The sequence below is a fragment of the Micromonospora sp. AMSO12t genome (genome assembly GCF_008806585.1).
Classification (GTDB): domain Bacteria; phylum Actinomycetota; class Actinomycetes; order Mycobacteriales; family Micromonosporaceae; genus Micromonospora; species Micromonospora reichwaldensis.
In genome coordinates this window covers 1-24,061 of the sequence record NZ_WAAS01000088.1, presented here as the reverse complement: position 1 = coordinate 24,061, position 24,061 = coordinate 1, and the positions used below count along the sequence as shown (strand labels likewise).

24 protein-coding genes and 2 pseudogenes are annotated in these 24,061 nt (G+C 71.7%); 10 read left to right on the top strand and 16 right to left on the bottom strand.

Annotated features, from left to right (window positions below; all coding sequences use genetic code 11):
- Window positions 1–137 precede the first annotated feature (137 nt).
- Window positions 138–1,802: a glycoside hydrolase family 10 protein gene (locus F6X68_RS15590; RefSeq protein ID WP_151454950.1), complete on the bottom strand. Its 1,665-nt coding sequence runs from the start codon at window positions 1,800–1,802 to the stop codon at window positions 138–140.
- Window positions 1,803–2,122: 320 nt separating this feature from the next.
- Here F6X68_RS15590 and F6X68_RS15585 point away from each other — a divergent pair, with 320 nt between their 5' ends.
- The gene (locus tag F6X68_RS15585) at window positions 2,123–3,616 is read left to right on the top strand and encodes an amino acid permease (protein ID WP_151454952.1); all 1,494 of its coding nucleotides are present in this window, start codon (window positions 2,123–2,125) and stop codon (window positions 3,614–3,616) included.
- A 126-nt stretch (window positions 3,617–3,742) separates the two neighbouring features.
- On the opposite strand, the gene F6X68_RS15580 is transcribed toward F6X68_RS15585, so the two are convergent.
- From F6X68_RS15580 to F6X68_RS15560, 5 genes are read right to left on the bottom strand one after another with little or no spacing between them, the layout of a single operon-like run.
- Window positions 3,743–4,759 (bottom strand): glycoside hydrolase family 43 protein, encoded by a 1,017-nt coding sequence (locus F6X68_RS15580; protein ID WP_151454949.1) that lies wholly within the window; start codon window positions 4,757–4,759, stop codon window positions 3,743–3,745.
- Window positions 4,756–5,646: a carbohydrate ABC transporter permease gene (locus tag F6X68_RS15575; RefSeq protein WP_151454948.1), complete on the bottom strand. Its 891-nt coding sequence runs from the start codon at window positions 5,644–5,646 to the stop codon at window positions 4,756–4,758. Before F6X68_RS15575 ends, F6X68_RS15580 begins: the two co-directional genes overlap by 4 nt.
- Window positions 5,647–5,656: 10 nt before the next feature.
- Window positions 5,657–6,622, bottom strand: coding sequence for a carbohydrate ABC transporter permease (locus F6X68_RS15570; protein WP_151454947.1), 966 nt, complete (start codon window positions 6,620–6,622; stop codon window positions 5,657–5,659).
- A gap of 6 nt (window positions 6,623–6,628) precedes the next feature.
- Window positions 6,629–7,957, bottom strand: coding sequence for an ABC transporter substrate-binding protein (locus tag F6X68_RS15565; RefSeq protein ID WP_132230820.1), 1,329 nt, complete (start codon window positions 7,955–7,957; stop codon window positions 6,629–6,631).
- Window positions 7,958–8,014: 57 nt separating this feature from the next.
- Window positions 8,015–9,529: an alpha-N-arabinofuranosidase gene (locus tag F6X68_RS15560; protein ID WP_151454946.1), complete on the bottom strand. Its 1,515-nt coding sequence runs from the start codon at window positions 9,527–9,529 to the stop codon at window positions 8,015–8,017.
- Window positions 9,530–9,647: 118 nt separating this feature from the next.
- On the opposite strand from F6X68_RS15560, the pseudogene F6X68_RS15555 reads away from it, so the two are divergent.
- Window positions 9,648–10,445 (top strand): annotated as a pseudogene (locus F6X68_RS15555) (LacI family DNA-binding transcriptional regulator); the annotation flags it as partial.
- Between the two features lie 123 nt (window positions 10,446–10,568).
- Here F6X68_RS15555 and F6X68_RS15550 read toward each other — a convergent pair.
- The 7 genes and pseudogenes from F6X68_RS15550 to F6X68_RS15525 form a co-directional block, all read right to left on the bottom strand.
- Window positions 10,569–10,997, bottom strand: a pseudogene (locus F6X68_RS15550) (SigE family RNA polymerase sigma factor); the annotation flags it as partial.
- A gap of 102 nt (window positions 10,998–11,099) precedes the next feature.
- Window positions 11,100–11,975: a PH domain-containing protein gene (locus F6X68_RS15545; RefSeq protein WP_132231592.1), complete on the bottom strand. Its 876-nt coding sequence runs from the start codon at window positions 11,973–11,975 to the stop codon at window positions 11,100–11,102.
- Between the two features lie 6 nt (window positions 11,976–11,981).
- A complete protein-coding gene (locus F6X68_RS33540) occupies window positions 11,982–12,140 on the bottom strand; it encodes a hypothetical protein (protein ID WP_007455302.1) in 159 nt (52 codons plus the stop codon).
- Window positions 12,141–12,273: 133 nt separating this feature from the next.
- Window positions 12,274–12,975: a DUF6758 family protein gene (locus F6X68_RS15540; protein ID WP_327030417.1), complete on the bottom strand. Its 702-nt coding sequence runs from the start codon at window positions 12,973–12,975 to the stop codon at window positions 12,274–12,276.
- A 144-nt stretch (window positions 12,976–13,119) separates the two neighbouring features.
- The gene (locus tag F6X68_RS15535; protein WP_151454945.1) at window positions 13,120–13,743 is read right to left on the bottom strand and encodes an RNA methyltransferase; all 624 of its coding nucleotides are present in this window, start codon (window positions 13,741–13,743) and stop codon (window positions 13,120–13,122) included.
- A gap of 115 nt (window positions 13,744–13,858) precedes the next feature.
- Entirely contained in the window at window positions 13,859–14,386 is a 528-nt protein-coding gene (locus F6X68_RS15530; RefSeq protein WP_192581417.1) for a hypothetical protein, read from the bottom strand.
- Window positions 14,387–14,448: 62 nt separating this feature from the next.
- Window positions 14,449–14,964, bottom strand: a complete 516-nt coding sequence (locus F6X68_RS15525) for a MaoC family dehydratase (protein ID WP_132231598.1) — start codon at window positions 14,962–14,964, stop codon at window positions 14,449–14,451.
- 548 nt (window positions 14,965–15,512) lie between these two features.
- Here F6X68_RS15525 and trxA point away from each other — a divergent pair.
- The 3 genes from trxA (at window position 15,513) to F6X68_RS15510 (ending at window position 17,440) form a co-directional block, all read left to right on the top strand.
- On the top strand, window positions 15,513–15,875 hold the full coding sequence (trxA, locus tag F6X68_RS15520; RefSeq protein WP_151454943.1) for a thioredoxin: 363 nt from the start codon (window positions 15,513–15,515) through the stop codon (window positions 15,873–15,875).
- Window positions 15,876–16,094: 219 nt separating this feature from the next.
- Window positions 16,095–16,535, top strand: a complete 441-nt coding sequence (locus tag F6X68_RS15515; protein ID WP_151454942.1) for a hypothetical protein — start codon at window positions 16,095–16,097, stop codon at window positions 16,533–16,535.
- Window positions 16,532–17,440, top strand: a complete 909-nt coding sequence (locus F6X68_RS15510) for an HTTM domain-containing protein (RefSeq protein WP_151454941.1) — start codon at window positions 16,532–16,534, stop codon at window positions 17,438–17,440. Before F6X68_RS15515 ends, F6X68_RS15510 begins: the two co-directional genes overlap by 4 nt.
- Here F6X68_RS15510 and F6X68_RS15505 read toward each other — a convergent pair.
- Window positions 17,404–17,823 (bottom strand): thiol-disulfide oxidoreductase DCC family protein, encoded by a 420-nt coding sequence (locus tag F6X68_RS15505; protein ID WP_151454940.1) that lies wholly within the window; start codon window positions 17,821–17,823, stop codon window positions 17,404–17,406. The genes F6X68_RS15510 and F6X68_RS15505 overlap by 37 nt on opposite strands.
- Window positions 17,824–17,925: 102 nt before the next feature.
- On the opposite strand from F6X68_RS15505, the gene F6X68_RS15500 reads away from it, so the two are divergent.
- From F6X68_RS15500 to F6X68_RS15485, 4 genes are all read left to right on the top strand, one after another.
- On the top strand, window positions 17,926–18,975 hold the full coding sequence (locus F6X68_RS15500) for an Rv2578c family radical SAM protein (RefSeq protein ID WP_151454939.1): 1,050 nt from the start codon (window positions 17,926–17,928) through the stop codon (window positions 18,973–18,975).
- A gap of 23 nt (window positions 18,976–18,998) precedes the next feature.
- Window positions 18,999–19,727: a hypothetical protein gene (locus F6X68_RS15495; RefSeq protein WP_151454938.1), complete on the top strand. Its 729-nt coding sequence runs from the start codon at window positions 18,999–19,001 to the stop codon at window positions 19,725–19,727.
- 22 nt (window positions 19,728–19,749) lie between these two features.
- A complete protein-coding gene (locus tag F6X68_RS15490; RefSeq protein WP_121396731.1) occupies window positions 19,750–20,157 on the top strand; it encodes a CoA-binding protein in 408 nt (135 codons plus the stop codon).
- A 114-nt stretch (window positions 20,158–20,271) separates the two neighbouring features.
- Window positions 20,272–21,036, top strand: a complete 765-nt coding sequence (locus tag F6X68_RS15485; protein ID WP_151454937.1) for a hypothetical protein — start codon at window positions 20,272–20,274, stop codon at window positions 21,034–21,036.
- 27 nt (window positions 21,037–21,063) lie between these two features.
- Here F6X68_RS15485 and F6X68_RS15480 read toward each other — a convergent pair whose 3' ends face one another.
- The gene (locus F6X68_RS15480; RefSeq protein WP_132231612.1) at window positions 21,064–22,260 is read right to left on the bottom strand and encodes an acyl-CoA dehydrogenase family protein; all 1,197 of its coding nucleotides are present in this window, start codon (window positions 22,258–22,260) and stop codon (window positions 21,064–21,066) included.
- A 174-nt stretch (window positions 22,261–22,434) separates the two neighbouring features.
- On the opposite strand from F6X68_RS15480, the gene F6X68_RS15475 reads away from it, so the two are divergent.
- Entirely contained in the window at window positions 22,435–22,968 is a 534-nt protein-coding gene (locus F6X68_RS15475) for a DUF4190 domain-containing protein (protein ID WP_151454936.1), read from the top strand.
- Between the two features lie 10 nt (window positions 22,969–22,978).
- On the opposite strand, the gene F6X68_RS15470 is transcribed toward F6X68_RS15475, so the two are convergent.
- Window positions 22,979–23,884: an SDR family NAD(P)-dependent oxidoreductase gene (locus F6X68_RS15470; protein ID WP_151454935.1), complete on the bottom strand. Its 906-nt coding sequence runs from the start codon at window positions 23,882–23,884 to the stop codon at window positions 22,979–22,981.
- Between the last annotated feature and the right edge of the window lie 177 nt (window positions 23,885–24,061).

Here is a 24,061-nt window from a genome sequence, read left to right as displayed (position 1 = left end):
GGCGGGTCACCGGAGTGCCGAACAGTGTCGATCATGAATGGGTCCGGGGGATGCGGTGCCCACCGACATTTGGTGACAGGCGTCGAAACGGACGAATGCCCCGGGCGCCAGGGGCACCCGGGGCATTCGGTGTCACGTCAGCGGACGAAGGCCGGCGGGCTGGCCGGGCTCTCGTTCGCCAGTCGGTCGAGCGCGGTCACGTAGTAGGTGTACCGCTTGCCGGCCTCGGCGGTGGTGTCCACCCAGGACTGCGTACGGCTGTCCGCGTCGGCGCGGACCGTGTCGACGAGGTGCGCCGCGTCGGCGAAGTCGCACCGGCCGGCCAGGCCGGTCCCGTCGAAGCGGTAGACCGCGTACGACGTGGCGGTGCCGAGCGGGCCCACGCCGTTCGCCGGCTGGAGCCAGTTCAGGCGGACCCCGTCGGACTGCCGCGCGGCCTTGGTGACCACCGGCATGAGCAGCGGCTTCTTCGGCAGGTGCGTCATGGTCGGGATCAGCGCCGGGCGGGAGTAGTGCTCGGCGGCGTAGATGTCGGTCGCGCCGAGCCGGTTGGCCCGCACCTGCACGGCCGAGAAGTGGACGTTGCCCAGGACCTCCGGGTACTGCCGGTTCAGCGTCAGGTGGTTGGACAGCTCCTGCGGGTTCATCCAGAAGGAGCCGTAGGCCGGGTCACCGCTCTTGTAGTCGGCCTGCCCGATGTAGAGCTGCACCCGGGTGCCCTTGACCACGTCCGCCCACCACGGCACCAGCCGGGTGTAGTCGGCGGCCGGGTACTGGCCCATGTACCAGTAGAGCTGCGGCACGATGTAGTCGATCCACTCCTCCTTGACCCACTTGCGGGTGTCGGCGGAGATGATGTCGTACGACTGGCTGCCGGTGGTGTCCGAGCCCAGCGGGTCGGCCGACTGGTTGCGCCAGATGCCGAACGGGCTGACGCCGAACTTCACCCACGGCTTCTCGGCCTTGATCTTGGCGTTCATCTCCTGGACCAGCAGGTTGATGTTGTCCCGCCGCCAGTCGGCCTTGTCCGTGAAGCCCCGGTTGTGCGCCGCGAAGGTGGCGTCGTCGGGCACCTGGTGGGTGCCGCTCGGGTAGGGGTAGAAGTAGTCGTCGAAGTGCACGCCGTCGACGTCGTACCGCTTGACCGCGTCCATCATCGCGGTCTGCACGAACTCGCGGACCTCGGGGATGCCGGGGTTGTAGTAGAGCCGGCTGCCGGCGACCCCGGCCGGCGGGTAGGCGAAGGTCCACTCGGGGTGCTCGCGGGCCGGGTGGTTGGGCGCGAGCTGGTTGATGTCGGCGCCGGCGCCGCCCGGGGCGGGCATGGAGACGCGGTACGGGTTGAACCAGGCGTGGAACTCCAGGTTGCGCTTGTGCGCCTCCTCGACCACGAACTTCAGCGGGTCCCAGCCCGGGTTCTCGCCGCGGACCCCGGTCAGGTACTCCGACCAGGGCTCGTGGGGCGAGGGCCAGAACGCGTCGGCGGTCGGCCGGATCTGGACGACCACGGCGTTGTGGTTGAGCCGCTCGGCGAGGTCGAGCAGCTGGCGGTACTCGGCCTGCTGCGTGGCGACGCGGTCCGGCGACGTCTGGGACGCCTTGCTCGGCCAGTCGATGTTGACGACCGAGGAGATCCACATGGCCCGGAACTGCCGCTTCGGCGTGGCCGGGTCGGTGACGCAGGTGGTGGTGGAGGCGGCGGTGGTCGCCGCGTCGGGTGCCGCGCTCGCCGGGGTTGCGGCGACGAGCGCGCCGAGCAGTGCGGCGGCCAGCCCGGCGGCTCCGAGCCGAGTTGCCTTCATGCGGTGTGTCCCTTCGTTGGGGCTCCCGTGTCAGGGGTTCATCGCGGCGCAGACGGCAAGATTCGCCGTTGACATTCTGCCGCTGGTAGGAAATTTTCACACCTCACGGGCTCTGCGCAAGAGTCTGGGCGCGATCGATCCGTCCGTCCACGCCGGCTCCCCCTAGTGGCCGGGCTCACGGGACGCGCCGTGGCGGAGCGCACACGGCGGGTGCTGGCCCGAATGGCCCGAGACGTGGGGATTGAGGGGGGTCCGCCCTGGGTAGCAACGCCGGTCACCGGCCGCCACCAGGGTGGTCCGGACGGTGGGAGGTGACCACGGTGTCCGTGCTGCGTACCAAACCGATCGGGGACGTGATCGCGCAGAGCGAGGCCGACGGCGAGAACGGCGGGCCCGGCCTGAAGCGCCGGCTCGGCGCCCGTGACCTCACCGGGTTCGGCATCGGCATCGTGATCGGCACCGGCATCTTCACGCTCACCGGCATCGAGGCCCGCGACAGCGCGGGCCCGGGCGTGGTGATCTCGTTCGGCATCGCCGGCCTGGTCGCCCTGCTCGCCGCCCTCTGCTACGCCGAACTGGCCTCCAGCGTGCCGACCGCCGGCAGCGCCTACACCTACGCGTACGCGACCATGGGCGAGATCGTCGCCTGGATCATCGGCTGGGACCTGCTGCTGGAGTTCGCCCTCGGCGCGGCGGTGGTGGCGCGCGGCTGGTCCGGCTACCTGGCCGAACTCGTCGGCCTGCCCACCGCCTGGTTCGGCGAGGAGGGCAGCGTCGTCAACGTCGGCGCGATCGGCATCGTGCTGCTGCTCGGCGTCGTGGCGATCGTCGGCATCCGCGAGTCGGCCCGGGTGACCAACCTGCTGGTGCTGGTCAAGGTCGCCATCTGCGTCTTCATCGTGGTCGCCGGCCTGTTCTTCGTGAAGGCCGCCAACCTCACCCCGTTCATCCCGCCGGCGCAGCCCGCCGACGGCAGCGAGGACGGCATCAAGCAGCCCGTCACCCAGGCGCTCTTCGGCCTGGAGCCCTCGGTGTTCGGCTTCGTGGGCGTGCTCAGCGCCGCCGCGGTGGTCTTCTTCGCGTACACCGGCTTCGAGGCGGTCGCCAACCTCGGCGAGGAGACGAAGCGGCCCCGCCGGGACCTCACCCTCGGCCTGCTCGGCACGCTGCTGATCTCCACGGTGCTGTACATCGGCGTCTCGCTGGTCGTGGTGGGCATGGTGCCGTACGACCAGATCGACCGGGGCGCCCCGATCGCGGCGGCCTTCAACGCGGTCGGCGCCGAGTGGGCCGGCATCCTCGTCTCCATCGCCGCCGTCGCCGGCCTGACCAGCGTGATCCTGGTCGACCTCGTGGCCATGGGCCGGATCGGCTTCGCCATCAGCCGCGACGGGCTGATCCCGCCGTCGATCGCGAAGGTGCACCCGCGCTGGGGCACCCCGTACCGGATCTCGGCCGTCATGACGGTGGCGGTCGCGCTGCTCGCCGGCTTCCTGCCGCTGTCGGCCCTGGCCGACCTGGTCAGCATCGGCGCGCTCGCGGCGTTCGTGATCGTCTCGATCGCGGTGCCGGTCCTGCGCCGCAAGCGCCCGGACCTGGACCGGCCGTTCCGGGTGCCGTTCTCCCCGGTGCTGCCGATCTTCTCGGCGCTGGCCTGCTTCTACCTGATGCTGAACCTGTCGGTGGAGACCTGGCTGCGGTTCGCCGCGTGGATGCTGCTCGGCGTGCTGATCTACTTCGGCTACGGCTACCGACGCAACCGTCTCGCCCGGCGTTCCTCGTCCCCGGACTCCCGGGAACCGGCTTCCGTCTGATCCGGCTGGTCGCGGTATGGGGTTTCCGGGGAGCCCGGCCCGCTCCGGGCGGTCAGGCTTGATCCCTGCGCGGGCCGGGCTCCCCGGAAACCCTGTGGTGGTCGCCCTCCGCCAGCGACCTGGCGCTCAGGGTTTCTGCTGCGGCCCCGCCGTCGGGCCCTTGACGACGGGCTTGCCGTCGTTCCAGACGACCTCGTCGAGCCAGACCTGGCGGCCCGGGTCGACGGTGCCCTCCTGGCCCGGTGGCCAGGCGTGGTAGAGCAGCCAGGTGCGCCCGTCCTCGACCACCATCGAGGCGTGCCCCGGCCCGGAGGCGACCTCGTTGGTCTTCAGGATCGGGTTCTCCGGGGCCTTCACGCAGGGCCCGGCGGGCGACTCGCAGATCGCGTAGCCCTCCGCGTACTCGGCCCGGTCGTAGGCGTTCGCGGCGAAGAACAGGAATAGCTTCCCGTCCTGCCGGTGCAGGAACGGGCCCTCGATCAGGGCGCCCTCCCACGGCTCGGTCTGCTTCAGCAGCTTCGTCGGCTCGCCCACCAGCCGCAGCCCGTCGTCGGAGAGGGGCTGCGACCAGATCCAGGTGTCCACCCCGATGGCGTTGCCGTCGTTCTTCCACAGCAGCCAGAGGCTGCCGTCGGCGTCCCGGAACGGGCTGGCGTCGATCGCCCCGCCCAGCTCCGCCTGGCAGATCAGCGGACCGGTCGAGTCGTCCCGGTACGGCCCCTGCGGCGCGCTCGCCACGGCCCGCCCGACGCACTGCCGCCCCGACTCGCGCCCGGCGACGGTGTAGTAGAGCGCGAACCGGTCCGGGGCCAGCTCGATCGCCTCGGGTGCCCAGGTCTTCCCGGCGTCCGCCCACGCCGGCAGTTCCGGCAGCGCGTCCCCGGCCGGGGTCCAGTCGACCAGGTCCGGGGAGGTGAGCACCGGGACGTTGCGGCCACCGGCGTTCGTGTGGAACAGGTACCAGGTGTCGCCCACCCGGATCGCCTGCGGGTCGGGCGCGTCGGTGCGTACGACCGGGTTGGTGAACATGCGCGCGTCGTCTCCCGTGCTCGAAGGTCCTTCTCCACCACCGCACCCGGCGACGAGCAGCGCGGCGGCGAGCACCGCCGCCGCGCCGCGCCGCCGGGTCGTCCCGACCGTCATCCCTTCAGCCCGCTGCGGGAGACGCCCTGGATGATGTGCCGCTGGGCGAGCACGAAGAGGATCAGCACCGGCACGCTGGCCAGCACCGCCCCCGCCATGATCACCGGATAGTCGGTGACGTAGGAGCCCTGGAGCAGGCCCAGGCCCGGCGGCAGGGTGAGCGTCTCCGGGCTGAACAGCACGAAGATCGGCCAGAGGAAGTCGTTCCAGTTGGTGAGGAACGACAGCACCACCAGCGTGGCCAGCGCCGGCCTGGACAGCGGCAGCACCACCTTCCAGAAGATCTGCCACTGGTTGGCCCCGTCCAGCACCGCGGCCTCCTCCAGCTCCCGGGGCAGGGAGAGGAAGAACTGCCGCAGGAAGAACACCCCGAACGCGCTCGCCGCCCCGGGGACGATCACCACGCTCAGGGTGTCGATCCAGTTCAGCTCGTCGACGATCAGGAAGTTCGGGATGATCAACGAGGTCGGCGGGATGAACAGCGTCCCGACGATCAGCGCGAAGAGCACCCTCTGGCCGCGGAACCGCATCCTGGCCAGGGCGTACGCGGCCATCGAGGCCGTCGCCACCACCAGCAGCGCGTGCGCGGTGGCGGCCAGCATGCTGTTGGCGAACCAGCGCAGCACGGGGTTGGCCGAGTTGTTCAGGATCTGCTCGTAGCCGTACCCGGAGATCGGGTCCGGCAGCCAGGTCGGCGGGATCTGCTGGGCCCCGGTGTAGGTCTTCAGCGAGGTGATGACCATCCACAGCAGCGGCAGCAGGAAGACCAGGGCGAGCGCGACCAGGGTGGCGTAGAGCGCGGTCCGGCGCAGCGCGCCCCCCGGGGCGCGGCCGGTCGCCGGGGCGTCGGCGGGGGCCGGCGCGGGGGCGCGTGTGGGCGTCGTCATGGCGGTCCCCTCAGTCTTCCCGGTAGCGGAAGAGGCGGAAGTTGGCGATGCTCACGACCGCCAGCATCAGCGCGAACACGATGCTCATCGCGGCGGCACGGCCGGCGTCGTTGTCCCGCAGCCCCTCCTCGACGATGAACCAGACCACCGTGCGGGTCTCCGTGCCCGGCGCGCCCTGGGTGATCAGGAACGACTGGCCGAACACGTTCGCCGAGGCGAGCACGGTCGTGGTGATCACGAAGAGCAGCACCGGACGCAGCCCGGGGAGCGTGACGTGCCGGAACCGTTCCCAGGCGCTCGCGCCGTCCACCTTCGCCGCCTCGTACAGCTCCTGCGGGATGTCCTGGAGCCCGGCCAGGTAGATCACCGCGTTGAAGCCGGAGGTCCACCAGACGGTCACCCCGACCAGCGAGACCCAGGCCCACGGCACGGCCGTCACCCACGGGGTGTCGGCCGGCAGCCCGACCATCCCGGCGATCCGGTTGACCAGGCCCAGGTTGGCGTCGAGCAGGAACCGCCAGAGCAGGCCGATCACCGCTACGCCCAGCACGTACGGCGCGAAGTAGATCGCCCGGAAGAAGGTCCGGCCGGGGAACGAGCGGTTCAGCAGCAGCGCCAGCCCGAGCGGGACGACCACCAGCAGCGGCACCGCGAAGACCGTGAAGATCGCCGTCGCCCGGACGCTCTGCCACCAGTCGCCGTAGACGGCCGAGTCGCTGGAGAACAGCTCCTTGTAGTTGTCCAGCCCGACGAAGGGCCGGTTGGGCAGCTGGAAGTCCCACTGGTGCACGGAGAGCCAGAGACCGAGCAGGATCGGCAGCAGCCCGAAGACCCCGAACAGGAGCAGGTACGGGGCGAGGAAGAGGTACGGCGTCGCCCGCCCGGCCCGGCCCGCCCGGGCGCCGCCACGGGGGGCGTCGGCCGCCGGGGGCGGCGCGTCAGCACGCGCCGCCCCCGCCTCGATCACGTCCGCCACGGGGACTCAGCTCCCGTACTTCTTGCGGTTGTCCTCCAGCTGCTTGTTCGCCTTGGTCACCCCGTCGTCCAGCGCCTGCTTCGGCGACTTCTTGCCCAGCGCCGCCTCGTTGAACGAGTTGTAGAAGGTCGTCATGACCTCACCGAGGCCCGGGGCCGCCGGCGGGAAGGCCGCGTACTCCAGCTCGGGGGCGAGCGCGTTGACCTCGGCCAGCGCCTTGAAGTCGGCGCTGTCCCGCACGGCCTTGCGGGCCGGGACCTGGCCGCCCTTGGCCCAGTCCAGGGAGTGCTGGCTGAGCCAGTTGATGAAGACCTTCGCCGCGGAGACCTTGTTGGCGTCGTTGGCCCGCTGCTTGACGATCGTGAAGTTGTGCGAGTTGGCCCAGGCGGCCGGCTGCGTGCCGATCTGCGGCAGGGGCGCGACGCCCCACTGGATGTCGGGGCTCTTCTTGAGGTCGTTGATCTGCCAGATGCCGTTCCAGTTGAACGCGTTCTTGCCGCTCTTGAAGGCCAGGTAGTCGGCGTCCTGGCCGACGTTGGCCGGGGAGTGGCCCTGCTTGATCAGGTCGGTCAGCCAGGTGCACGCCTCGACGGCCTGGTCGGAGTTGAAGGTGGCCTTGGTGGCCTCGGCGTCGAAGACGCTGCCGCCCCACTGGTGCAGCAGTGAGTAGAAGGTCATGCCGCCGGTGAACTGGAACGGGCTGACCCAGAAGCCCTGCACCCCGGACTTCTTCAGCTCGGTCAGCGCGGCGGTGTACTCGTCCTTCGTCGTCGGCGGCTTGTTCGGGTCCAGGCCGGCCTTCTGCATGACCCCCTTGTTGTAGTAGAAGCCGAGGGGGTGCATGTCCAGCGGGATGCCGTACCGCTTGGAGTTGTAGAGCCCGCCCTTCCAGACGGTGGGGGCGAAGTCGCCCTCCGACAGCTCCAGGGTCTTGGCGACGTCGTCCAGCTCGGTGATCACCCCGCGCGCGGCGAAGGTGGCGAGCTGGTCCATGTGCATGACCGCGATGTCCGGGCCGGCGCCGCTGGAGGCCGCGCCGGGGAGCTTGTTGTAGTAGTCCTCCCACTGGTACGTGGCGATGGAGACGGCGATGTTCTGGTGCTCGGTGTTGAACTGGTTCACCAGCGCCTTGAAGATGTCGCCGTCGCCGCCGGTGAAGCCGTTCCACAGCTTCAGGTCCACCTTCGGGCCGGTGTAGTCCTTGCCGCCGTTGCCGGCCGCCGGGCCCGAACTGTCGTCGCCGCCGCCGCACCCGGCCAGGGTCAACGAGGCCGCGGCGCCGAGCCCGAGGCCGAGGCCGAGCAGGCGCCGCCGGCTCATTTCGTTCTGCATCATGAGGTTTCGCTCCTTGGGGGACGGGATGAAGTGTGCCTGCTCAGGACCGGTGCGGTGTCAGCCGCCGGTGGGGGAGAAGCGCAGCATGTTCCAGGAGACGGCCGGAAGGCGCACGGAGCACCGGCCGCCGTCGGTGGTGGGGTCGGGCAGCTGCCGGGGCGTCACCCGGTCGGGCTCGGCCTCGGTGTTCGTCGCCGTCGGGTCGTCCCCGGCGGCGAGGCTCAAGTGGGATCTACCGGACAGCCCCGGCAGCCCGCGCAGGTCGATGTCCAGGGGGAGGTCGTCCGAGCCCCGGTTGACCGCGAACACGGTCAGCTCGCCGGTCTCCTCGTCGTACACGGCGACCGTGTCGAGCACGGGGACCTCGCCGTACCGCTTCGTCTCGTAGGTCGGGCCGACCGGCTCGGTGCGCAGCACGGTGCCGCGGGCGTGCCGGGCGGTCAGCGCGAACGGGTGGAAGATGCTCTGCCGCCAGGCGGGGCCGCCGGTGCGGGTGCGGATCGGGGCGATCACGTTGGCGAGCTGGGCCTGGCAGGCCACCCCGACCCGGTCGGCGTGCCGGAGCAGGGTGATCAGCAGGTCGCCGACCACCACCGCGTCGACGGCGGTGAAGTCGTCCTCGATCAGCGCCGGTGCCTCCACCCAGCCGCGCCGGTCCAGGTCGGCCTGGAGACGGGACTGGTACCACACGTTCCACTCGTCGAAGGAGATCTTCAGCTTCCGCCGGTGCCGCTGCTTGGCGGCCACGTGGTCGGCCGTGGCGACGACCTCGCGGATGAAGTTGTCCATGTCGACGGCGGACGCCAGGATGCTGGCCCGGTCGCCGTCGGAGGGGTCGTAGTAGGTGTGCGCGGAGATGTAGTCGACGTGCTCGTAGGTGTGCTCCAGCACGGTCGCCTCCCAGGAGGCGAAGGTGGACATCGTCCGGTTGGAGCTGCCGCAGGCCACCAGGCTGATCGACGGGTCGATCATCTTCATGGCGCGGGCGGTCTCGGCGGCGAGCCGGCCGTACTCGTCAGCGGTCTTGTGGCCGACCTGCCACGGGCCGTCCAGCTCGTTGCCCAGGCACCAGAGCCGCACCCCGTACGGCTCCTCGGCGCCGTGCTTGCGGCGCAGGTCGGACAGCTGGGTCCCGCCCGGATGGTTCGTGTACTCCAGCAGGTCGCAGGCCTCCTGCACGCCCCGGGTGCCGAGGTTGACGGCCATCATCGGCTCGACGCCCGCCTCGGCGGCCCAGGTCATGAACTCGTCGAGCCCGAAGGCGTTGGTCTCGACGGTCTTCCAGGCCAGGTCGAGCCGGCGGGGGCGGTCACCGACCGGGCCGACGCCGTCCTCCCAGCGGTAGCCGGAGACGAAGTTGCCGCCCGGGTAGCGGACCACGGAGACGCCCAGTTCCCGGGTCAGCTCCAGCACGTCGCCGCGCAGGCCGCGCGGGTCCGCGGTGGGGTGCCCGGGCTCGTAGACCCCGCCGTAGACGCAGCGACCCATGTGCTCGACGAACGAGCCGAAGAGCCGCCGGTCGGCCGGTCCGACGGCGAAGGCCGGGTCGATGGTGAGCTGCGCGGTCCGCAAGGGGGTGCCACCTTTCCTCGTTGCCGGTCCCGGGTGACCGTGGTCACCTGGTGCTCCTGGTTTGTACAACGTTGTAAGCAACGTTGTAAAGAGGCCCCTACGCGGTAAAGTGCGCCCCATGGGGGAGGGCGACGTGGTGCGGCACAGGCTGAAGGACGTGGCGGAGCGCGCCGGCGTGTCGGTGAAGACCGTCTCCAACGTGGTCAACGGCTATGTGCACGTCCGGCCCGACACCCGGGCCCGGGTCGAGGAGGCCATCGCCGAGCTGAACTACCGGCCCAACCTCTCCGCACGCAACCTCCGCAAGGGGCGCACCGGGATCATCGCGTTCGCGGTCCCCGAACTGGACATCCCCTACTTCGCCGAACTGGCCCGGCACGTCGTCACGGCCGCGGCCGAGCTGGGCTGGACGGTGCTGATCGACCAGACCGGCGGCGGTCGGGAGCAGGAGCGGGCGGTCGCGTCGGGCATCACCGAGCACCTGATCGACGGGCTGATCTTCAGCCCGCTGGCGCTCACCGCCGAGGACCTCACCGGGCTGGCCGGCACCCCGCTGGTGCTGCTCGGCGAGCGGGTCGACCACGGTCCCGCCGACCACGTCGGGATCGACAACGTGGGCGCCGCCCGGGAGATCACCGCCCACCTGGCCGGTCTCGGCCGGCGCCGGATCGCCGCCATCGGCTCGCAGCGCACCCCCGAGGGGGCCAGCGCCCGGCTGCGGCTCGCCGGCTACACCGCGGCGATCGCCGACGCCGGCCTCCCGTACGACGAGCGGCTGGTGGCGCCCGCGACGGCCTGGCACCGCGCGGACGGCGCCGCCGCGATGCGCGGCCTGCTGACCTCCGGCGTACGCCCCGACGCGGTCTTCTGCTTCAACGACACCCTCGCCCTGGGCGTCCTGCGCGCCCTGCACGAGGCGGGCCTGCGCGTCCCCGAGGACGTGGCGGTGGCCGGTTTCGACGACATCGAGGACGGCCTCGGCGCCCATCCGGCGGCGCAGGGTGCCCAGGGCGCGCGACGTCTGGCTCTTGACCGTGCCCGGCGAGATGCCGAGCAGCGCGGCGGTCTGCGCCTCGGACATGTCCTCGTAGAAGCGCAGCACGAGCACCGCCCGCTGCCGGCTGGGCAGCGCGCTCAGGTGACGCCAGAGCAGGTCCCGGTCGAGCTGCTGCTCGATCTCGTCGACCCCGGCCCGCTCCGGCAGCACGTCGGTGGGGCGTTCACCGTGCCAGCGCCGCCGCCACCAGCTGGTCGAGGTATTGATCATGACGCGGCGGGCGTACGGCTCGATCGCCTCGATCCCGCCGAGCCGCTTCCAGGCCAGGTACGTCTTGGTCAACGCGGTCTGCAACAGGTCCTCGGCGGTGGCCCAGTCGCCGCTGAGCAGGTAGGCGGTGCGCAGCAGGGCGCCGGAGCGGGCCGCGACGAAGTCGCGGAACTCCTCCTCCAGGGGATCCCTGCTCACCATCGGCCACCTCCGCACCCCGTTGTCCTGGCAGGTTGCCATGCCCGGGGTGGTCGGGTCGACGGCGAATGGTGCGCAGTTCCTCCGATGTTCGGACGAAAAGTTTCACGCCCCGTCGTCGGCCTTGGCCTCGTCGGCCTCCTTGCCCAGCCGTGCCTCGACCGCCTGCGGCTCGTACATCTCCTCGACGACACGCAGGTAGAGCTCGTTGGGGTTGGGCAGGTTCTTGATCTCACGCAGCGCCTGCTCCTGACCGGCGGACTCCAGCACGAAGGTGCCGTAGTTGAGCGCCCTGCCGGTCGGGCTCTGCTCGTACTTCATGTCGGTGACCCGGACCAGGGGCATCATCGCGACCCGCCGGGTGATGATGCCGTTGACCACCATCACCCGCTTGTTCGTCAGGATGAAGCGGTCGTACCACCAGTCGGCGACCTTCCAGGCCACCCATCCCATCACGGCGAACCAGAGCAGCACCGCGATCGTGGTGAGCGCGCCCACGTCCTGCCCGGCGAGGAAGCCGGAGAGGTAGCCCAGCACGAAGGTGGCGGCGATGCCGACCAGCAGCGGGGTGGAGAGGTGGATCCAGTGCCGCTTCCACTCGCCCCGGTAGCGCTCGGTCGGGAAGAGGTAGCGCGCCACCAGCGAGCTGGGCTCGTCCTCCAACGGCAGCACCCGGCGGGGCGCCATGCCGGCGGCGTCGGCCCGCAGACCGGCCAGCTCGTCCTCGGAGATCTGCGGTGGCTGGTAGCCGGCCTCCGGGTCACGGACCCAGGCCCGACCGGACCGCCCCTCCCCTGCGTACGCCGGGCCGTCGCCGAAGCCGGCGTCGTCCGAGAGGGAGGGACCGTCGGAGAGACCCGGACCGGTGCCGTAGCCCGGCCCGTCGTCGGGGCCGATCCGGGGGATCGGCTCCGTGTCCCGCTCCCGGCGCTCCCGATCGGGATCGTCGGGATCGAAGGGTGGACCGGAGGGGTTTCCCATCGGCGGCTAGGCGACGAGGCTGGTGAAGAAGTCGCCGAACCCCTGGGCGATGTCCATGATCCCGCCGCCCAGTGACTTGAACACGTCCGCCGCAGAATTTGGCCGGTATGCGACGAAGAAGATCAAGAATGCGATTCCGGCCCAGGTGAGGACCTTCTTGACCATGGCGGGCCATCCTCTCGCGCGGCGCCGGGTCCCATTACCGCAGCGGCACCCAGAGTATCAGTGTGGTGTCGTACAGTGAATATCTGCGTCCGTTCTCCGACATTCCGGGATGCCTGTCAAGCCCTAGGGCCCGTCAAGCCTTCCCGTGCAGATACGGAGACGGTGCGCCGTACACGAGCTCGGGCGGTGTCCACTCGGTCAAGTCGTGCAACACGACTTCTTCCGCGAGGAGGTGACCCGCACTCGCCGGCCAGGCTATCGCATGGAGCCACAATCCCCGAGCCTCGCCGGCGTACGCGCTTCGATCCGTCGGGGAGTTCACGAGCCACAGTGGAGTCGGATGACCGGCCACCTTGATCCTGGCCTGCCCGACATGCTCCGGATGGCCCGGCCCGGGATCGGTCAACGCCTGCGCGAGTTCCGGGCCCGGATCCGGGCCGGCCAGACCCGCGAACCGGGTGCCCAGGCCGACGCCCGGCTCCTCGGCGACGAAGACCAGGTCCGCGGGACCCCCGCCGAGCGGCTCCGGCCCGGCGCAGGCGACCGCCGTGGCGCGCACCCCGGTGCGGTCGTCGCCGGCGTACGCCACGCCGGTCATGGTCCAGCCCGTCGGCAGCGGCCACGGGCACCACAGCGGCGTCCTCGGCCGGGTCGGCGGGTCGGCGGCGGCGACGATCCGTTCCACCACGCTGGCCACGATCTCGGTCCCGATGTGCTCGGGCACGTGCAGCGGGGAGACCGGCCCGCAGTCCAGGCAGCGCGACTCGGTGTGCATCAGGTCCGGCGCCCGCACCGGTCCACCACATTTGGGGCAACTCACCGCGACACTCACCATCCCACCGTCACCCCCACACGCCGCCCCGTCAAGCGGAGCGCCGGTTTCGGTGCCGCCGACCACCTCCCGGGGCGGGTCGGCTGAGGTCCCCCGGCGAGCCCGAGGCCGGCGAGCGACGGCAGGCAGCCCGGCGAGTGGCGGCGGTCAGTCCGGCGGCGGTCCGGCGTGCGTACGGATCCAGGCGTGCATGGCGATGCCGCTGGCCACGCCGGCGTTGATCGACCGGGTGGAGCCGTACTGGGCGATCGAGAAGAGCTGGTCGCAGGCGGCACGCGCCGGATCCGACAGGCCGGGGCCCTCCTGCCCGAACAGCAGGACGCAGCGCCGGGGCAGGGTGGTGGTCTCCAGTGGCCGGGAGCCGGGCAGGTTGTCGATGCCGACAACCGGCAACTCCCGTCCGGCCGCCCAGGCGACGAACTCCTCGATGGTCTCGTGGTGCCGGACGTGCTGGTAGCGGTCGGTCACCATGGCGCCGCGCCGGTTCCACCGCCGGCGGCCGACGACGTGCACCTCGGCGGCGAGGAAGGCGTTGGCGTTGCGGACGACCGTGCCGATGTTGAAGTCGTGCTGCCAGTTCTCGATCGCGACGTGGAAGTCGTGCCGCCGTCGGTCCAGGTCGGCCACCACGGCCTCGCGCCGCCAGTAGCGGTACCGGTCGACGACGTTGCGCCGGTCGCCCTCGGCGAGCAGCTCGGGGTCGTACCGCGGGTCGTCCGGTGGGTCCCCGGGCCACGGTCCCACGCCGACGTCGAGCTGGTCTCCGGTCACGGTCACGCAGGGTACGGCCCACGGACCCCGCCCCGGGTCGCGACCCCGGCGCGGCACCGGACCGGGCCGACGCGGATGGCACCGACAGGGCGGACGCCAGGTCGACCGGGGCGGTTCAGCGCAGCCCCAATGCGCCGCCGAGCCGGTCGAGGAAGCGGCGGTCGGCGGGGGCCGGCGGCAGCCCGGGGGCTCCGGCCGTCGCCGCCCTGCACACCCGGGCCGCCACCGACTGCACCCACTGCCGGTACGCGGCCGAGTCGGCGGGATCGGCCCGCCGCCGCAGCACCCGGGTCGCGGCGCGGCAGGCGGCGAGCAGGTCCACCACGTCGGTGAGGCGCTCGACGGGATCGCCCGCCCCGTCGTGCCGGGCGTAGATGGCGGCGACCACCGCGCGTACGAGATCGCTGTCGAAGGCCCGGCCGGCGGCGACCGCGTCCAGGCCGGCGAGCCCGGCGGCGACTCCCGGGTGGGGCCGTCCGGGGCCGGGCGCGGCGGCGGCCACGATCACGCGGCCGGGCAGGCTGGTCAGCAGGTCCCACTCGGCGGCGGAGTAGACGGCGGTGGTCAGCGGTGCGGCACGGCGGCCGGCAGAGGACGGCTCTCCGGCGACGGAGTGGCTCATGGGGACCTCCGGCGCCAGCATATGCCCCGGATCGGAAAAAGGGCCCCTACCACCCGGAACCCGGATGAGAAGGGGCCCGTCGGTCAGCGCGGCTCGGGGAAGCTGGGCCGTTCCGGGTCGACGCCCTCGGGCACCGCCGCCGTCGCGTACTCCTTCTTCGGGACCATCACCCGGCGGCGGAAGACGCACACCATCGTGCCGTCCTGGTTGTAGCCCCGGGTCTCCACGGAGACCACGCCCCGGTCGGGCTTGGAGGACGACTCGCGCTTGTCCAGCACGGTGGTCTCGCCGTAGATCGTGTCGCCGTGGAAGGTGGGCGCCACGTGCCGCAGGGACTCCACCTCGAGGTTGGCGATGGCCTTGCCGCTGACGTCGGGCACCGACATGCCCAGCAGCAGGGAGTAGATGTAGTTGCCGACCACCACGTTGCGCTTGAACTGGCTCGCCGTCTCGGCGTAGTGCGCGTCCATGTGCAGCGGGTGGTGGTTCATGGTGAGCAGGCAGAAGAGGTGGTCGTCGTACTCGGTGACCGTCTTGCCGGGCCAGTGCCGGTAGACCGCGCCGACCTCGAACTCCTCGTAGTAGCGGCCGAACTGCATCCTTGTCCCCTTCGACGGGCGGCGATGGAGTTCGGCACAGCATGCCTTATGGAGTGTTAAGGCGAGGTGCGGGGCGCGGGGCGTGCGGAAATGTCACACCGCCACAACCGGGGGGAGACGCAATGAGCGGCGGGGCCCTCCCCGGCACCCGCCGCCCACGCTCTGATGCGGAAGATTCTGCCGTACGGGAAGGCGAACCGAACAGAGACGGAGGTCACATTTACCTTTTCGTAACACTACTGTGCGTGCTCGGTCGACCGGACCTCGGCGATCTCCGCACGCCGGATTGCCGCTTGTCAACCGCCTGATTGCTCATTCGTTCCGGTCAATCGTGTCGATCTCCCTGGAAACGCTCCCATCACGACCGGTCACGCAAATGCGTCGTGCACTTGCGTACCGCAACGGCGAGCAGGAACCATCGTCATCGATGTGAACGTGACCCGCGCAAGGCCGTGACGAGCACGTTTCGGCGGAGACGGGCCGGGAATTCCACGAGGTACGCCCTGGTTCCACCAGACGTAGCTATTCCGCGCCGATCGGAGACTTTCATGGCAACCGTAGAGCTGACCACGGCAAACTTCGACGAGGTGACCGGCAGCGACGGCATCGTGCTGGTCGACTTCTGGGCCGACTGGTGCGGCCCGTGCAAGCGCTTCGCCCCGGTCTACGAGCGCTCCTCCGACAAGCACTCCGAGATCGTGTTCGGCAAGGTCGACACCGAGGCGCAGCAGGAGCTGGCCGCCAAGTTCGACGTCCGCTCGATCCCGACCATCATGGCGATCCGCGACGGCGTCATCGTCTTCGCCCAGCCCGGCGCCCTCCCCGAGTCCGCCCTGGAGAACCTGATCGAGCAGGTCCAGGCCCTCGACATGGACGACGTCCGCGAGAAGCTGGCCGGACACAGCCACTGAGCCGCAGCGCTCCACGACGGCCGGACCCCCGACGGGCCCGGCCGTCGGCGTACACCCGCCGGGTGACGGGGAGCGGCCGGCACCCGCACCTCCGCCATGCGCCCGTGGAGACGTCTCCGCCCTGCGCCCGAGACGCGGCAGCCCTGGCCCGCCGGCCAGCGGGAAGTGGCCATCGGAGGGAGCCGAGGCGGGCGGTACATCCCGTATCGTCACGACCCGATGGAAACCTTGACCACCCGCGGTCGCGCCGTCCGGCTCGCCGTTACCGCCCTCGGCCTGGCCGTCCTGGTGGCCGGCACCGCCTGGGGCACCGACGACCACTTCCCGTTCGGCCCGTTCCGGATGTACTCCACGTCCAACCCGCCGAACTCCCCCGCCCCGGACACCCGCGTCGAGGGCGTGGACAGCAGCGGAGCGGTCGTCGACCTGGGCGAGCGGGCCACCGGCATCCGCCGGGCCGAGATCGAGGGCCAGCAGAGCCGCTACGCCGCCGACCCCACGCTGCTCGCCGAGGTCGCCGACGCGTACGCCGAGCGCCACCCGGACGCGGCGGATCTGGTCGAGGTCCGCATCGTCATCCGTTGGCACGGCATCCGCGACGGGCGACCCACCGGCCGCTGGACCGACGAGACCGTGGTCGCCTGGCAGGCGGACCGATGAGCCGCTGGTTGACCGAGGCGGTGCCCCGCGGCCGGGTGGCCGCCTTCCGCACGCTGATCTACCTCTTCGTCGCCGCCGACCTGGTCGTCTTCACGCCCTGGGTACGCACCCGGGTGGCGGTGCCCGGCGAGCTCTACCAGCCGCTGCTGGTCGGCCGGGTGCTGCCCCTGCCGACGCCGACCCAGACGCTGGTCACCGTCGTCTTCTGGGCCCTGCTGCTGCTCGCCCTGCTCGCCGCGACCGGCCGGGCACCACGCCTGCTCGGCTGGGCGGTCTTCGCGCTCTACTTCGAGTGGATGATCGTCGCGATGAGCTACGGCAAGGTCGACCACGACCGGTTCGGCCTGCTCGTCGCGCTGGCCGTGCTGCCCACCGCCGGCCGGGCCCGGCACGGCGACACCACCCGCACCGAGGCGGGCGGCTGGGCGCTACGGGTCACCCAGATCGCGGTCATCTGCACGTACTTTCTGGCCGCCTGGGCCAAGCTGCGCTTCGGCGGGCTGGACTGGCTGACCGGCTCGGTGCTGGCCCGGGCGATCCTCCGGCGCGGCACCGAGCTGGCCGACCTGGTCGCCTCGGTGCCGTACCTGCTGATCGTCGCCCAGTTCGGCATCGTCGCGTTCGAGCTGTTCAGCCCGGTGGTGTTCCTGCTCAAGGAACGCTGGCGGCTGGCCACGGTGGGCTTCTTCTACTCGTTCCACCTGGTCACCGTCGCGACCATCACGATCTCGTTCGCCCCGCACCTGGCGGCGATGACCAGCTTCCTGCCGCTGGAGCGGGTCCGGCCGGTGGTCTGGGCGCGCCGGCTGCTCACCCGCCGGGGACGGGACACCGCAGCGCCCGCCGGCGCCGCGCCGGCACTCGCGGGTCAGGCGTCGGCGGCCGGGCGACCGGACGGTCCGTAGAGGCGCTCCCGCGCCTCCTGCGGCAGCGCGCAGGCGGCCGTGCCGCCGGGGAGCCGGTGCCGGTTTCGGGCCACCCAGCGGTACGCGGGCCAGGCGGCGGCGCGTACCGGCGGGAAGGCGAGGCCGGCGCCCGCGACCCGCCAGAGCGGACCGCTGTCGCGGAGCAGCCTGGCGATGGCGTCCGGACCGGCCGCGCGGGAGCCGTCGGCGCCCACCCACTGCACCGCCTCCTCGCACTCGGCCTCGCTCAGGCCCAGCGCGTCGAGGTCGGCGAACTGCCACGGCACCACCCGCACGCCCGTCGGGATGCGCCGGTCGATCAACTCGGCGCACCGGGTGCAGAACGCGCAGTCCCCGTCGTAGACGAACGTCGACCTCTCCATGCCCTCCATCCTCCACCCGCCGGGCGCGTGCGGTGCCGCGAGGTGGGCGGGAACACCGCGGGTCGCTTGCGTTCCGCTCGTACGCGTGTTCGAATGAGGGCCATGCGCTGGGACAACCTCGCCGCTCCCCCGGACGAGGGAGTCCCCGACCGGGCAGCGCCGGCGACACCACCCCTGCCGCTGGCGCTGCCCGGAGCGGTCGCCCGCACCTTCGACACGCCGGGCTTCGCCGGCATGACGTTCTACGAGGTGCAGGCCAAGTCGATCATCAACAAGGTGCCCGGCACGTCCCGGGTCCCGTTCGAGTGGACGATCAACCCCTATCGCGGATGCAGTCATGCATGCAAATACTGCTTTGCGAGAAACACGCACACCTACCTCGACCTCGATGCCGGGGAGGACTTCGACCGGAAGGTCATCGTCAAGGTCAACGCCGGTGAGCTGGTCCGACGGGAGCTGGCCGCGCCGCGCTGGCGGGGCGCGCACGTCGCGATGGGCACCAACGTCGACTGCTACCAGCGGGCCGAGGGGCGCTACCAGCTCATGCCGCAGATCATCGCGGCGCTGCGCGACTTCGCGAACCCGTTCTCGATCCTCACCAAGGGCACGCTGATCCTGCGTGACCTGCCGCTGCTGCGCCAGGCCGCCGAGGTCACCCGGGTCGGCGTGTCGTACTCGGTGGGCTTCGTCGACGAGCGGCTCTGGCGGGCGGTGGAGCCGGGCACCCCCAGCCCGAGGCGGCGGCTCGACGCCGTACGGGCGCTGGCCGACGCCGGCTTCGACGTCGGCGTGCTGATGGCGCCGATCCTGCCCGGGCTCAGCGACGACGACGAGTCGATCGACGCGACCGTGGCGGCCATCGCCGCCGCCGGGGCGACCAGCGCGACGCCGCTGGCGCTGCACCTGCGCCCAGGTGCCCGGGAGTGGTACGCGCGCTGGCTGGGCCGCGAGTTCCCGCACCTGGTCCCCCGCTACCGCGAGCTCTACCGCTCCGGCGCGTACGCCCCGCAGTCCTACCAGCGGGAACTGACGGCGCGGGTGCGCATCGCGGCGCGCCGGCACGGGCTGCCCCGGGGCGAGCGCGGCGAGGACCACCGCCGCACCGGACCGGCGCCCGCGCCGCCGCCCGCCGAGCAGCTCACCCTCCTGTAGACGGCTGCCGATACGCTGCCGGCGTGCGGGAGACGATTGTCCGGGCGCTCCGCCGGCAGCGGGTGGCGGTGGCGGTCGCGCTGGCCGCCGGAGTGCTCTGGGGCGTTGCGGCCGGCTGGGCGCGACGCACGGACGGTCCGGCCGCCCTGCTCACGCTGTTGCCGCTGGTCGCGCTGCTGTTGAGTCTGATGCGCGTCTTCGGGCGGCCCGGTGCCGCCGAGTTGCGGGTGGACGAGCGGGAGCAGGCCTTCTTCGGCCCGCCCAGGGGCCGGGTGAGCTACCGCTGGGTCCTCCTCGCCTTCCTCGCCTACACGACGACCTACCAGCTCAGCTCGGGTCAGGACGGGATGTGGTGGCTCTACCCGAGCATCACCGGCCCGTTCGCCGTTCTGCTGTCGGTCGCCCTCTGGCGCCGGGTGCCGACAGTCGCGCTGACCCCGGCCGGAATCACCGCCGGTGACCCGCTGCGGCACACCTCCGTACCGTGGGAGGCCCTGGACCCGGCGGCTGCGGGCGGGCCGTCCCGGCAGTCCGGCTTCCAGCGGCTGCCGGTGCGCAGCCGTGACCTGGTCCGGCAACGAGGGCTTGCCTCGCGCCGCCACGTCGTCGTCGAGACCGGCGAGCTGGATGTCGCGCCGGAGCTGCTGGCCGGGGCGATCCAGCACTACGCCGCGTATCCCGAGCACCGCGCGGCGATCGGCACGCCCGAGGAGTACGCCCGGCTGCGTCACGTGCTCGCGGGCGGCGGCTGAGCGGCGGGGTTAGAGTCGGCGGGTGCGCTCCGCTCAGCAGATCCTCGCCGACTCCGCCGTGATCGCCGTCGTGGGCGCGTCCCGCGACCCGCGCAAGGCCGCGCACAGCGTGCCGTTGCAGATGCAGCGGTACGGCTGGCGGATCATCCCGGTGAACCCGACGGCCGATGAACTCTTCGGCGAGCGGGTCTACCGGTCCCTGGCCGACATCCCGCACCCGGTCGACCTGGTCGACGTGTTCCGGCCGGCGCAGGACGCGGTCGACGTGGTGCGCGAGGCGGTGGCGATCGGCGCTCCGGCGGTCTGGTTGCAGCTCGGCATCGTCTCGGCCGAGGCGCGGCGGATCGCCACGGAGGCGGGCGTCGACTACGTCGAGGATCGTTGCCTGATCGTCGAGCGCGCCGCCGCCGGCCTGACCCGGCTGGGCTGACCGGGTTCGGGAAGTCCCGGCACGGCGGTCGGTCCCGTCCGCCGTGGCGGTTGCACGAGTCGGCTAGGCGGTTGGTCGGGCCCGTACGTTGTCGACGGCTCGTACCCTGCGGTCATGTCTGTCCGCCTGTCCGGCCGGCTGCCGAAGCGCGACGACGGGCTCTGGTCCCGCCGGCTGCTGGCCGCGACGGTGGCCGCAATGGTGGCGGTGCCGATGGCCGCCGCGCTGTTCCGGGTTCCCCGGTTCGATCCCGATGTCTGTGTCTTCTGGCTCTTCGTCGGTGTGACCGCGCTGCTGCGGCGGTGGTGTCCGCGGCAGGACGCCCGGCTTATCTGGCGGGAACGGGTGGCCGGCGTGGACGGGACGGAGCCCGGTCTGGTCGCTCGGCGGTCCCTGGCCGGCTGGGTCGACCTCGTCACCGCGCTGGCCTGGGCGATGGCGGTGATGCTGGTGGTGACGATGGCGCTGCCCGCCGACCCGCAGTGGGCCCGGGTCGTCCGGCTGGTGCTCCTGGTCGCGGTGGCGGCGGCGGGCGGCCTCGTCGCCTATTTCGGCATGCGGTTCACCGGGCGGCTGGCGCTGACGGCGAGTGGGATCCGGCACGGCCGCCAGCGGTACGACTGGTCCAACATCGACCGGGTGAGCCTGCACCGGGAGGACGGCCGGCTCGCCGGGGTGCGGCTGCGGCCGAGGGTGTGGCGGTCGCTGGAGCCGGCGCCGGTGGTCGGGGGCCGTGACGTGGCGGTGCCGGAGCAGCGCCTGGCGGCCGCGATCGAGGCGTACCGGGAACGACCGCAGGTGCTGGCGGCGGGGCCGGTCACCGCACCGGAGCCCGCCGCCGGCGCCGACGTGTCAGGAAGGGCACCTTCCTCTACCTGAGGCGTCAGGAGGGTGCCCTTCCTTGCGTCAGAGCTTGTACTGCTTGAGCAGGCCGCGGGAGATGATCGTCTTCTGGATCTCCGAGGTGCCCTCGCCGATGAGCAGGAACGGGGCCTCCCGCATCAGCCGCTCGATCTCGTACTCCTTGGAGTAGCCGTAGCCGCCGTGGATGCGGAACGCCTCCTGGACGACCTCGGCGCAGTACTCCGAGGCGAGCAGCTTGGCCATGCCGGCCTCGACGTCGTTGCGCTGGCCGGCGTCCTTGAGCCGGGCGGCGTTGACCATGAGCGCGTGGGCGGCCTCGATCTTGGTGCCCATCTCGGCGAGCTTGAAGGCGACGGCCTGGTGCTTCGCGAGCGGCTGGCCGAAGGTGTGGCGCTGCTGGGCGTACGCGACGGCGAGTTCGAAGGCGCGGATGGAGATGCCGCAGGCGCGGGCGGCCACGTTGACCCGGCCGACCTCGATGCCGTCCATCATCTGGTAGAAGCCGCGGCCGACCTTCTCCGCGCCGCCGAGGACGGCGGACTCGTCGACGGTGACCCCGTCGAGCACCATCTCGGTGGTCTCGACGCCTTTGTAGCCCATCTTGTCGATCTTGCCGGGGATGGTCAGGCCTGGCGCGGTCTCGCCGAAGCCGGGCTCCTTCTCCAGCAGGAAGGTGCTCATGTTGCCGTAGACGGAGTCGGCGCCCGTGTCGGTCTTGACCAGGGTCGCCACCACCGACGAGTACGCCCCGTTGGTCAGCCACATCTTCTGGCCGTTGATGACGTACCGGTCGCCGTCGCGGACGGCCTTCGACTTGATCGCGGAGACGTCGGAGCCACACTCGGGCTCGGACATCGAGAAGGCGCCGCGCACCTCGCCGGTCGCCATCTTCGGCAGCAGCCGGGCCTTCTGCTCGGCGGAGCCGTGCTGGGAGATCAGGTACGCGACGATGAAGTGGGTGTTGACGATGCCGGAGATCGACATCCAGCCCCGCGACAGCTCCTCGACCACCAGCGCGTAGGTGAGCAGGGACTCGCCGAGCCCGCCGTACTCCTCGTCGATGGTGAGACCGAAGAGGCCCATCTCGCGCATCCCGTCGAGGATGTCGCTCGGGTACTCGTCGGCGTGCTCCAGCCGCTGCGCGTGCGGGATGATCTCCTTGTCGGCGAACTCCCGGACGGTCTCCAGGATCGACCGCTGCACATCGGTCAGGCCGGGCGTCTGGGCGAGTCGGGCCATCTCAGCCTCCGGGGGTCGGCGCCTTACTCATGGGTAACTGAACGCTCCGTCAGTATTGGCCGCACGGCGGTCGAGGCCAAGGTGACCAGTCCACACAACCGCTGTGAAAAGGTTCACCGCTGCGGGTAGCGTCCGGCAAGAGGGGACGCGATCCGCCACCGGCAGGAGGAGACCGTGAGCCAGCCACCGTCGTCGGGGCCGCCCGATCCGGACCGGTCGCCGTCACCCTGGGAGCCCCCGCCGGGGCACGATCCGTCGAGCTACGAGCCCCCACCGGAGCCACCGTCGTACGGGCCGCCGTCCTACGAGCAGCCGTCCTACGAACCACCGGCCCACCAGCAGCCCGCGTACGGGCAGCCCAGCTACGAGCAGCCCGGCGAACCGCCGCAGGGGCAGCAGTGGGGGCACCAGCCCCCGTACACCCCGCAGACGCCCTACGGGCAGTACGGCCCGCCGTCCGGTCCCCGGGCCGGCGGGACGAACGTGCTCGCCATCCTCTCGCTGGTCTTCGCGTTCGTCTTCTCCCCGATCGGCATCGTCCTCGGGCACCTGGCCAAGCGGCAGATCCGCACGACGGGCGAGGAGGGCGACCAGCTCGCCACGTGGGGCCTCATCCTCAGCTACGTCATCACCGGGCTCGGCGTGCTGGCCTGCTGCGGCTGGATCGCGCTGATCGCCCTCGCCGGCAACAACGGCCCCAACTACTGAGCCCCGCAGATCAGCGGAACTCGGCCTCACGGACGCTGTTGCCGCCGTCCACCACCAGCATCTGCCCGGTGATGTACGAGGCGGCCGGCGAGCAGAGGAAGACGATCGCCGCGGCCACCTCGTCCGGCGTGCCGGGGCGGCCGACCGGGGTGCCGAGGCCCTGCCGGATCTCCGCCACCGTGGAGGCCGCGGTGTGGATGGTGCCCGGCGCGACGGCGTTCACGGTCACCCCGTCGGCGATCATCTCCATCGCCAGCGCCCGGGTCAGCCCGACCACGCCCGCCTTGGCCGCCGCGTAGGCCGCCTCGGTGGGCAGGGCGTTGACCGGCCCGGCGGTGGCCGACAGGTTGACGATCCGGCCCCAGCCCCGCTCGGCCATGCCGCCGATGAAGGCCCGGCTGCACAGGAACGCGGTGGTGAGGTTGCGGTCGATCTCACCGCGCCACTCGTCGTAGCTGAGCTGGGCGACCGGGCGCAGCACCTCGGGGCTGGCCCGGCTGGCCAGGCCCGCGTTGTTGACCAGCACCTCGACGTCCCCGAGCTGCTCGGCGACCGCGTCGGCGAGCGCGCCCACCTCCGACTCGTCGGTGAGGTCGGCGACGAAGCCGGTCACGCCCAGCTCGCCGGCCCGGTCGTGGATGCGTCGGGTGGTGGAGACGATGGCCACCCGGGCGCCGAGGTCGGCCAGCCGGCGGGCCGTCGCGTACCCGATGCCGTCCGGGCTGCCCGCCCCGGTGACCAGGGCGACCTTCCCGTCGAGGCGCATGGTCACCGGGTCCGGCAGCGGCGCGGGCTCGTCGATGCCGGCGGTGCCCGGCTGGGCGGCGGCGCGGGTGCGCCGGGCCACGCCGGGGCGGCTCGCGTCCCGTCTCGGTCGGCTGCCGGAGCGGTCCGCGGCTCGCGCGTCAATCACCATGCCAGGATCCTGCCCGCTTCCTCCGGCCCGGGCAACGCGGCACACCCGGTGGTGACACCTCGGGGTCTGGGCAGGCCTGACTACCCTGACGGGCGCACCCCGCACCCTACGGAGCAGACGAATGACATATCCCCCGCCCTCCGGCGGCTGGAACGACCCGGCGTGGTCGGGCCAGCA

Coding starts and splice junctions, on each gene's coding strand:
- F6X68_RS15590 (WP_151454950.1), bottom strand. CDS start 1,802: ATGAAGGCAACTCGGCTCGGAGCCGCCGGGCTGGCCGCCGCACTGCTC.
- F6X68_RS15580 (WP_151454949.1), bottom strand. CDS start 4,759: ATGACGGTCGGGACGACCCGGCGGCGCGGCGCGGCGGCGGTGCTCGCC.
- F6X68_RS15575 (WP_151454948.1), bottom strand. CDS start 5,646: ATGACGACGCCCACACGCGCCCCCGCGCCGGCCCCCGCCGACGCCCCG.
- F6X68_RS15565 (WP_132230820.1), bottom strand. CDS start 7,957: ATGATGCAGAACGAAATGAGCCGGCGGCGCCTGCTCGGCCTCGGCCTC.
- F6X68_RS15545 (WP_132231592.1), bottom strand. CDS start 11,975: ATGGGAAACCCCTCCGGTCCACCCTTCGATCCCGACGATCCCGATCGG.
- F6X68_RS33540 (WP_007455302.1), bottom strand. CDS start 12,140: ATGGTCAAGAAGGTCCTCACCTGGGCCGGAATCGCATTCTTGATCTTC.
- F6X68_RS15540 (WP_327030417.1), bottom strand. CDS start 12,975: ATGGTGAGTGTCGCGGTGAGTTGCCCCAAATGTGGTGGACCGGTGCGG.
- F6X68_RS15530 (WP_192581417.1), bottom strand. CDS start 14,386: ATGCTGGCGCCGGAGGTCCCCATGAGCCACTCCGTCGCCGGAGAGCCG.
- F6X68_RS15525 (WP_132231598.1), bottom strand. CDS start 14,964: ATGCAGTTCGGCCGCTACTACGAGGAGTTCGAGGTCGGCGCGGTCTAC.
- trxA (WP_151454943.1), top strand. CDS start 15,513: ATGGCAACCGTAGAGCTGACCACGGCAAACTTCGACGAGGTGACCGGC.
- F6X68_RS15515 (WP_151454942.1), top strand. CDS start 16,095: ATGGAAACCTTGACCACCCGCGGTCGCGCCGTCCGGCTCGCCGTTACC.
- F6X68_RS15510 (WP_151454941.1), top strand. CDS start 16,532: ATGAGCCGCTGGTTGACCGAGGCGGTGCCCCGCGGCCGGGTGGCCGCC.
- F6X68_RS15505 (WP_151454940.1), bottom strand. CDS start 17,823: ATGGAGAGGTCGACGTTCGTCTACGACGGGGACTGCGCGTTCTGCACC.
- F6X68_RS15500 (WP_151454939.1), top strand. CDS start 17,926: ATGCGCTGGGACAACCTCGCCGCTCCCCCGGACGAGGGAGTCCCCGAC.
- F6X68_RS15485 (WP_151454937.1), top strand. CDS start 20,272: ATGTCTGTCCGCCTGTCCGGCCGGCTGCCGAAGCGCGACGACGGGCTC.
- F6X68_RS15480 (WP_132231612.1), bottom strand. CDS start 22,260: ATGGCCCGACTCGCCCAGACGCCCGGCCTGACCGATGTGCAGCGGTCG.
- F6X68_RS15470 (WP_151454935.1), bottom strand. CDS start 23,884: ATGGTGATTGACGCGCGAGCCGCGGACCGCTCCGGCAGCCGACCGAGA.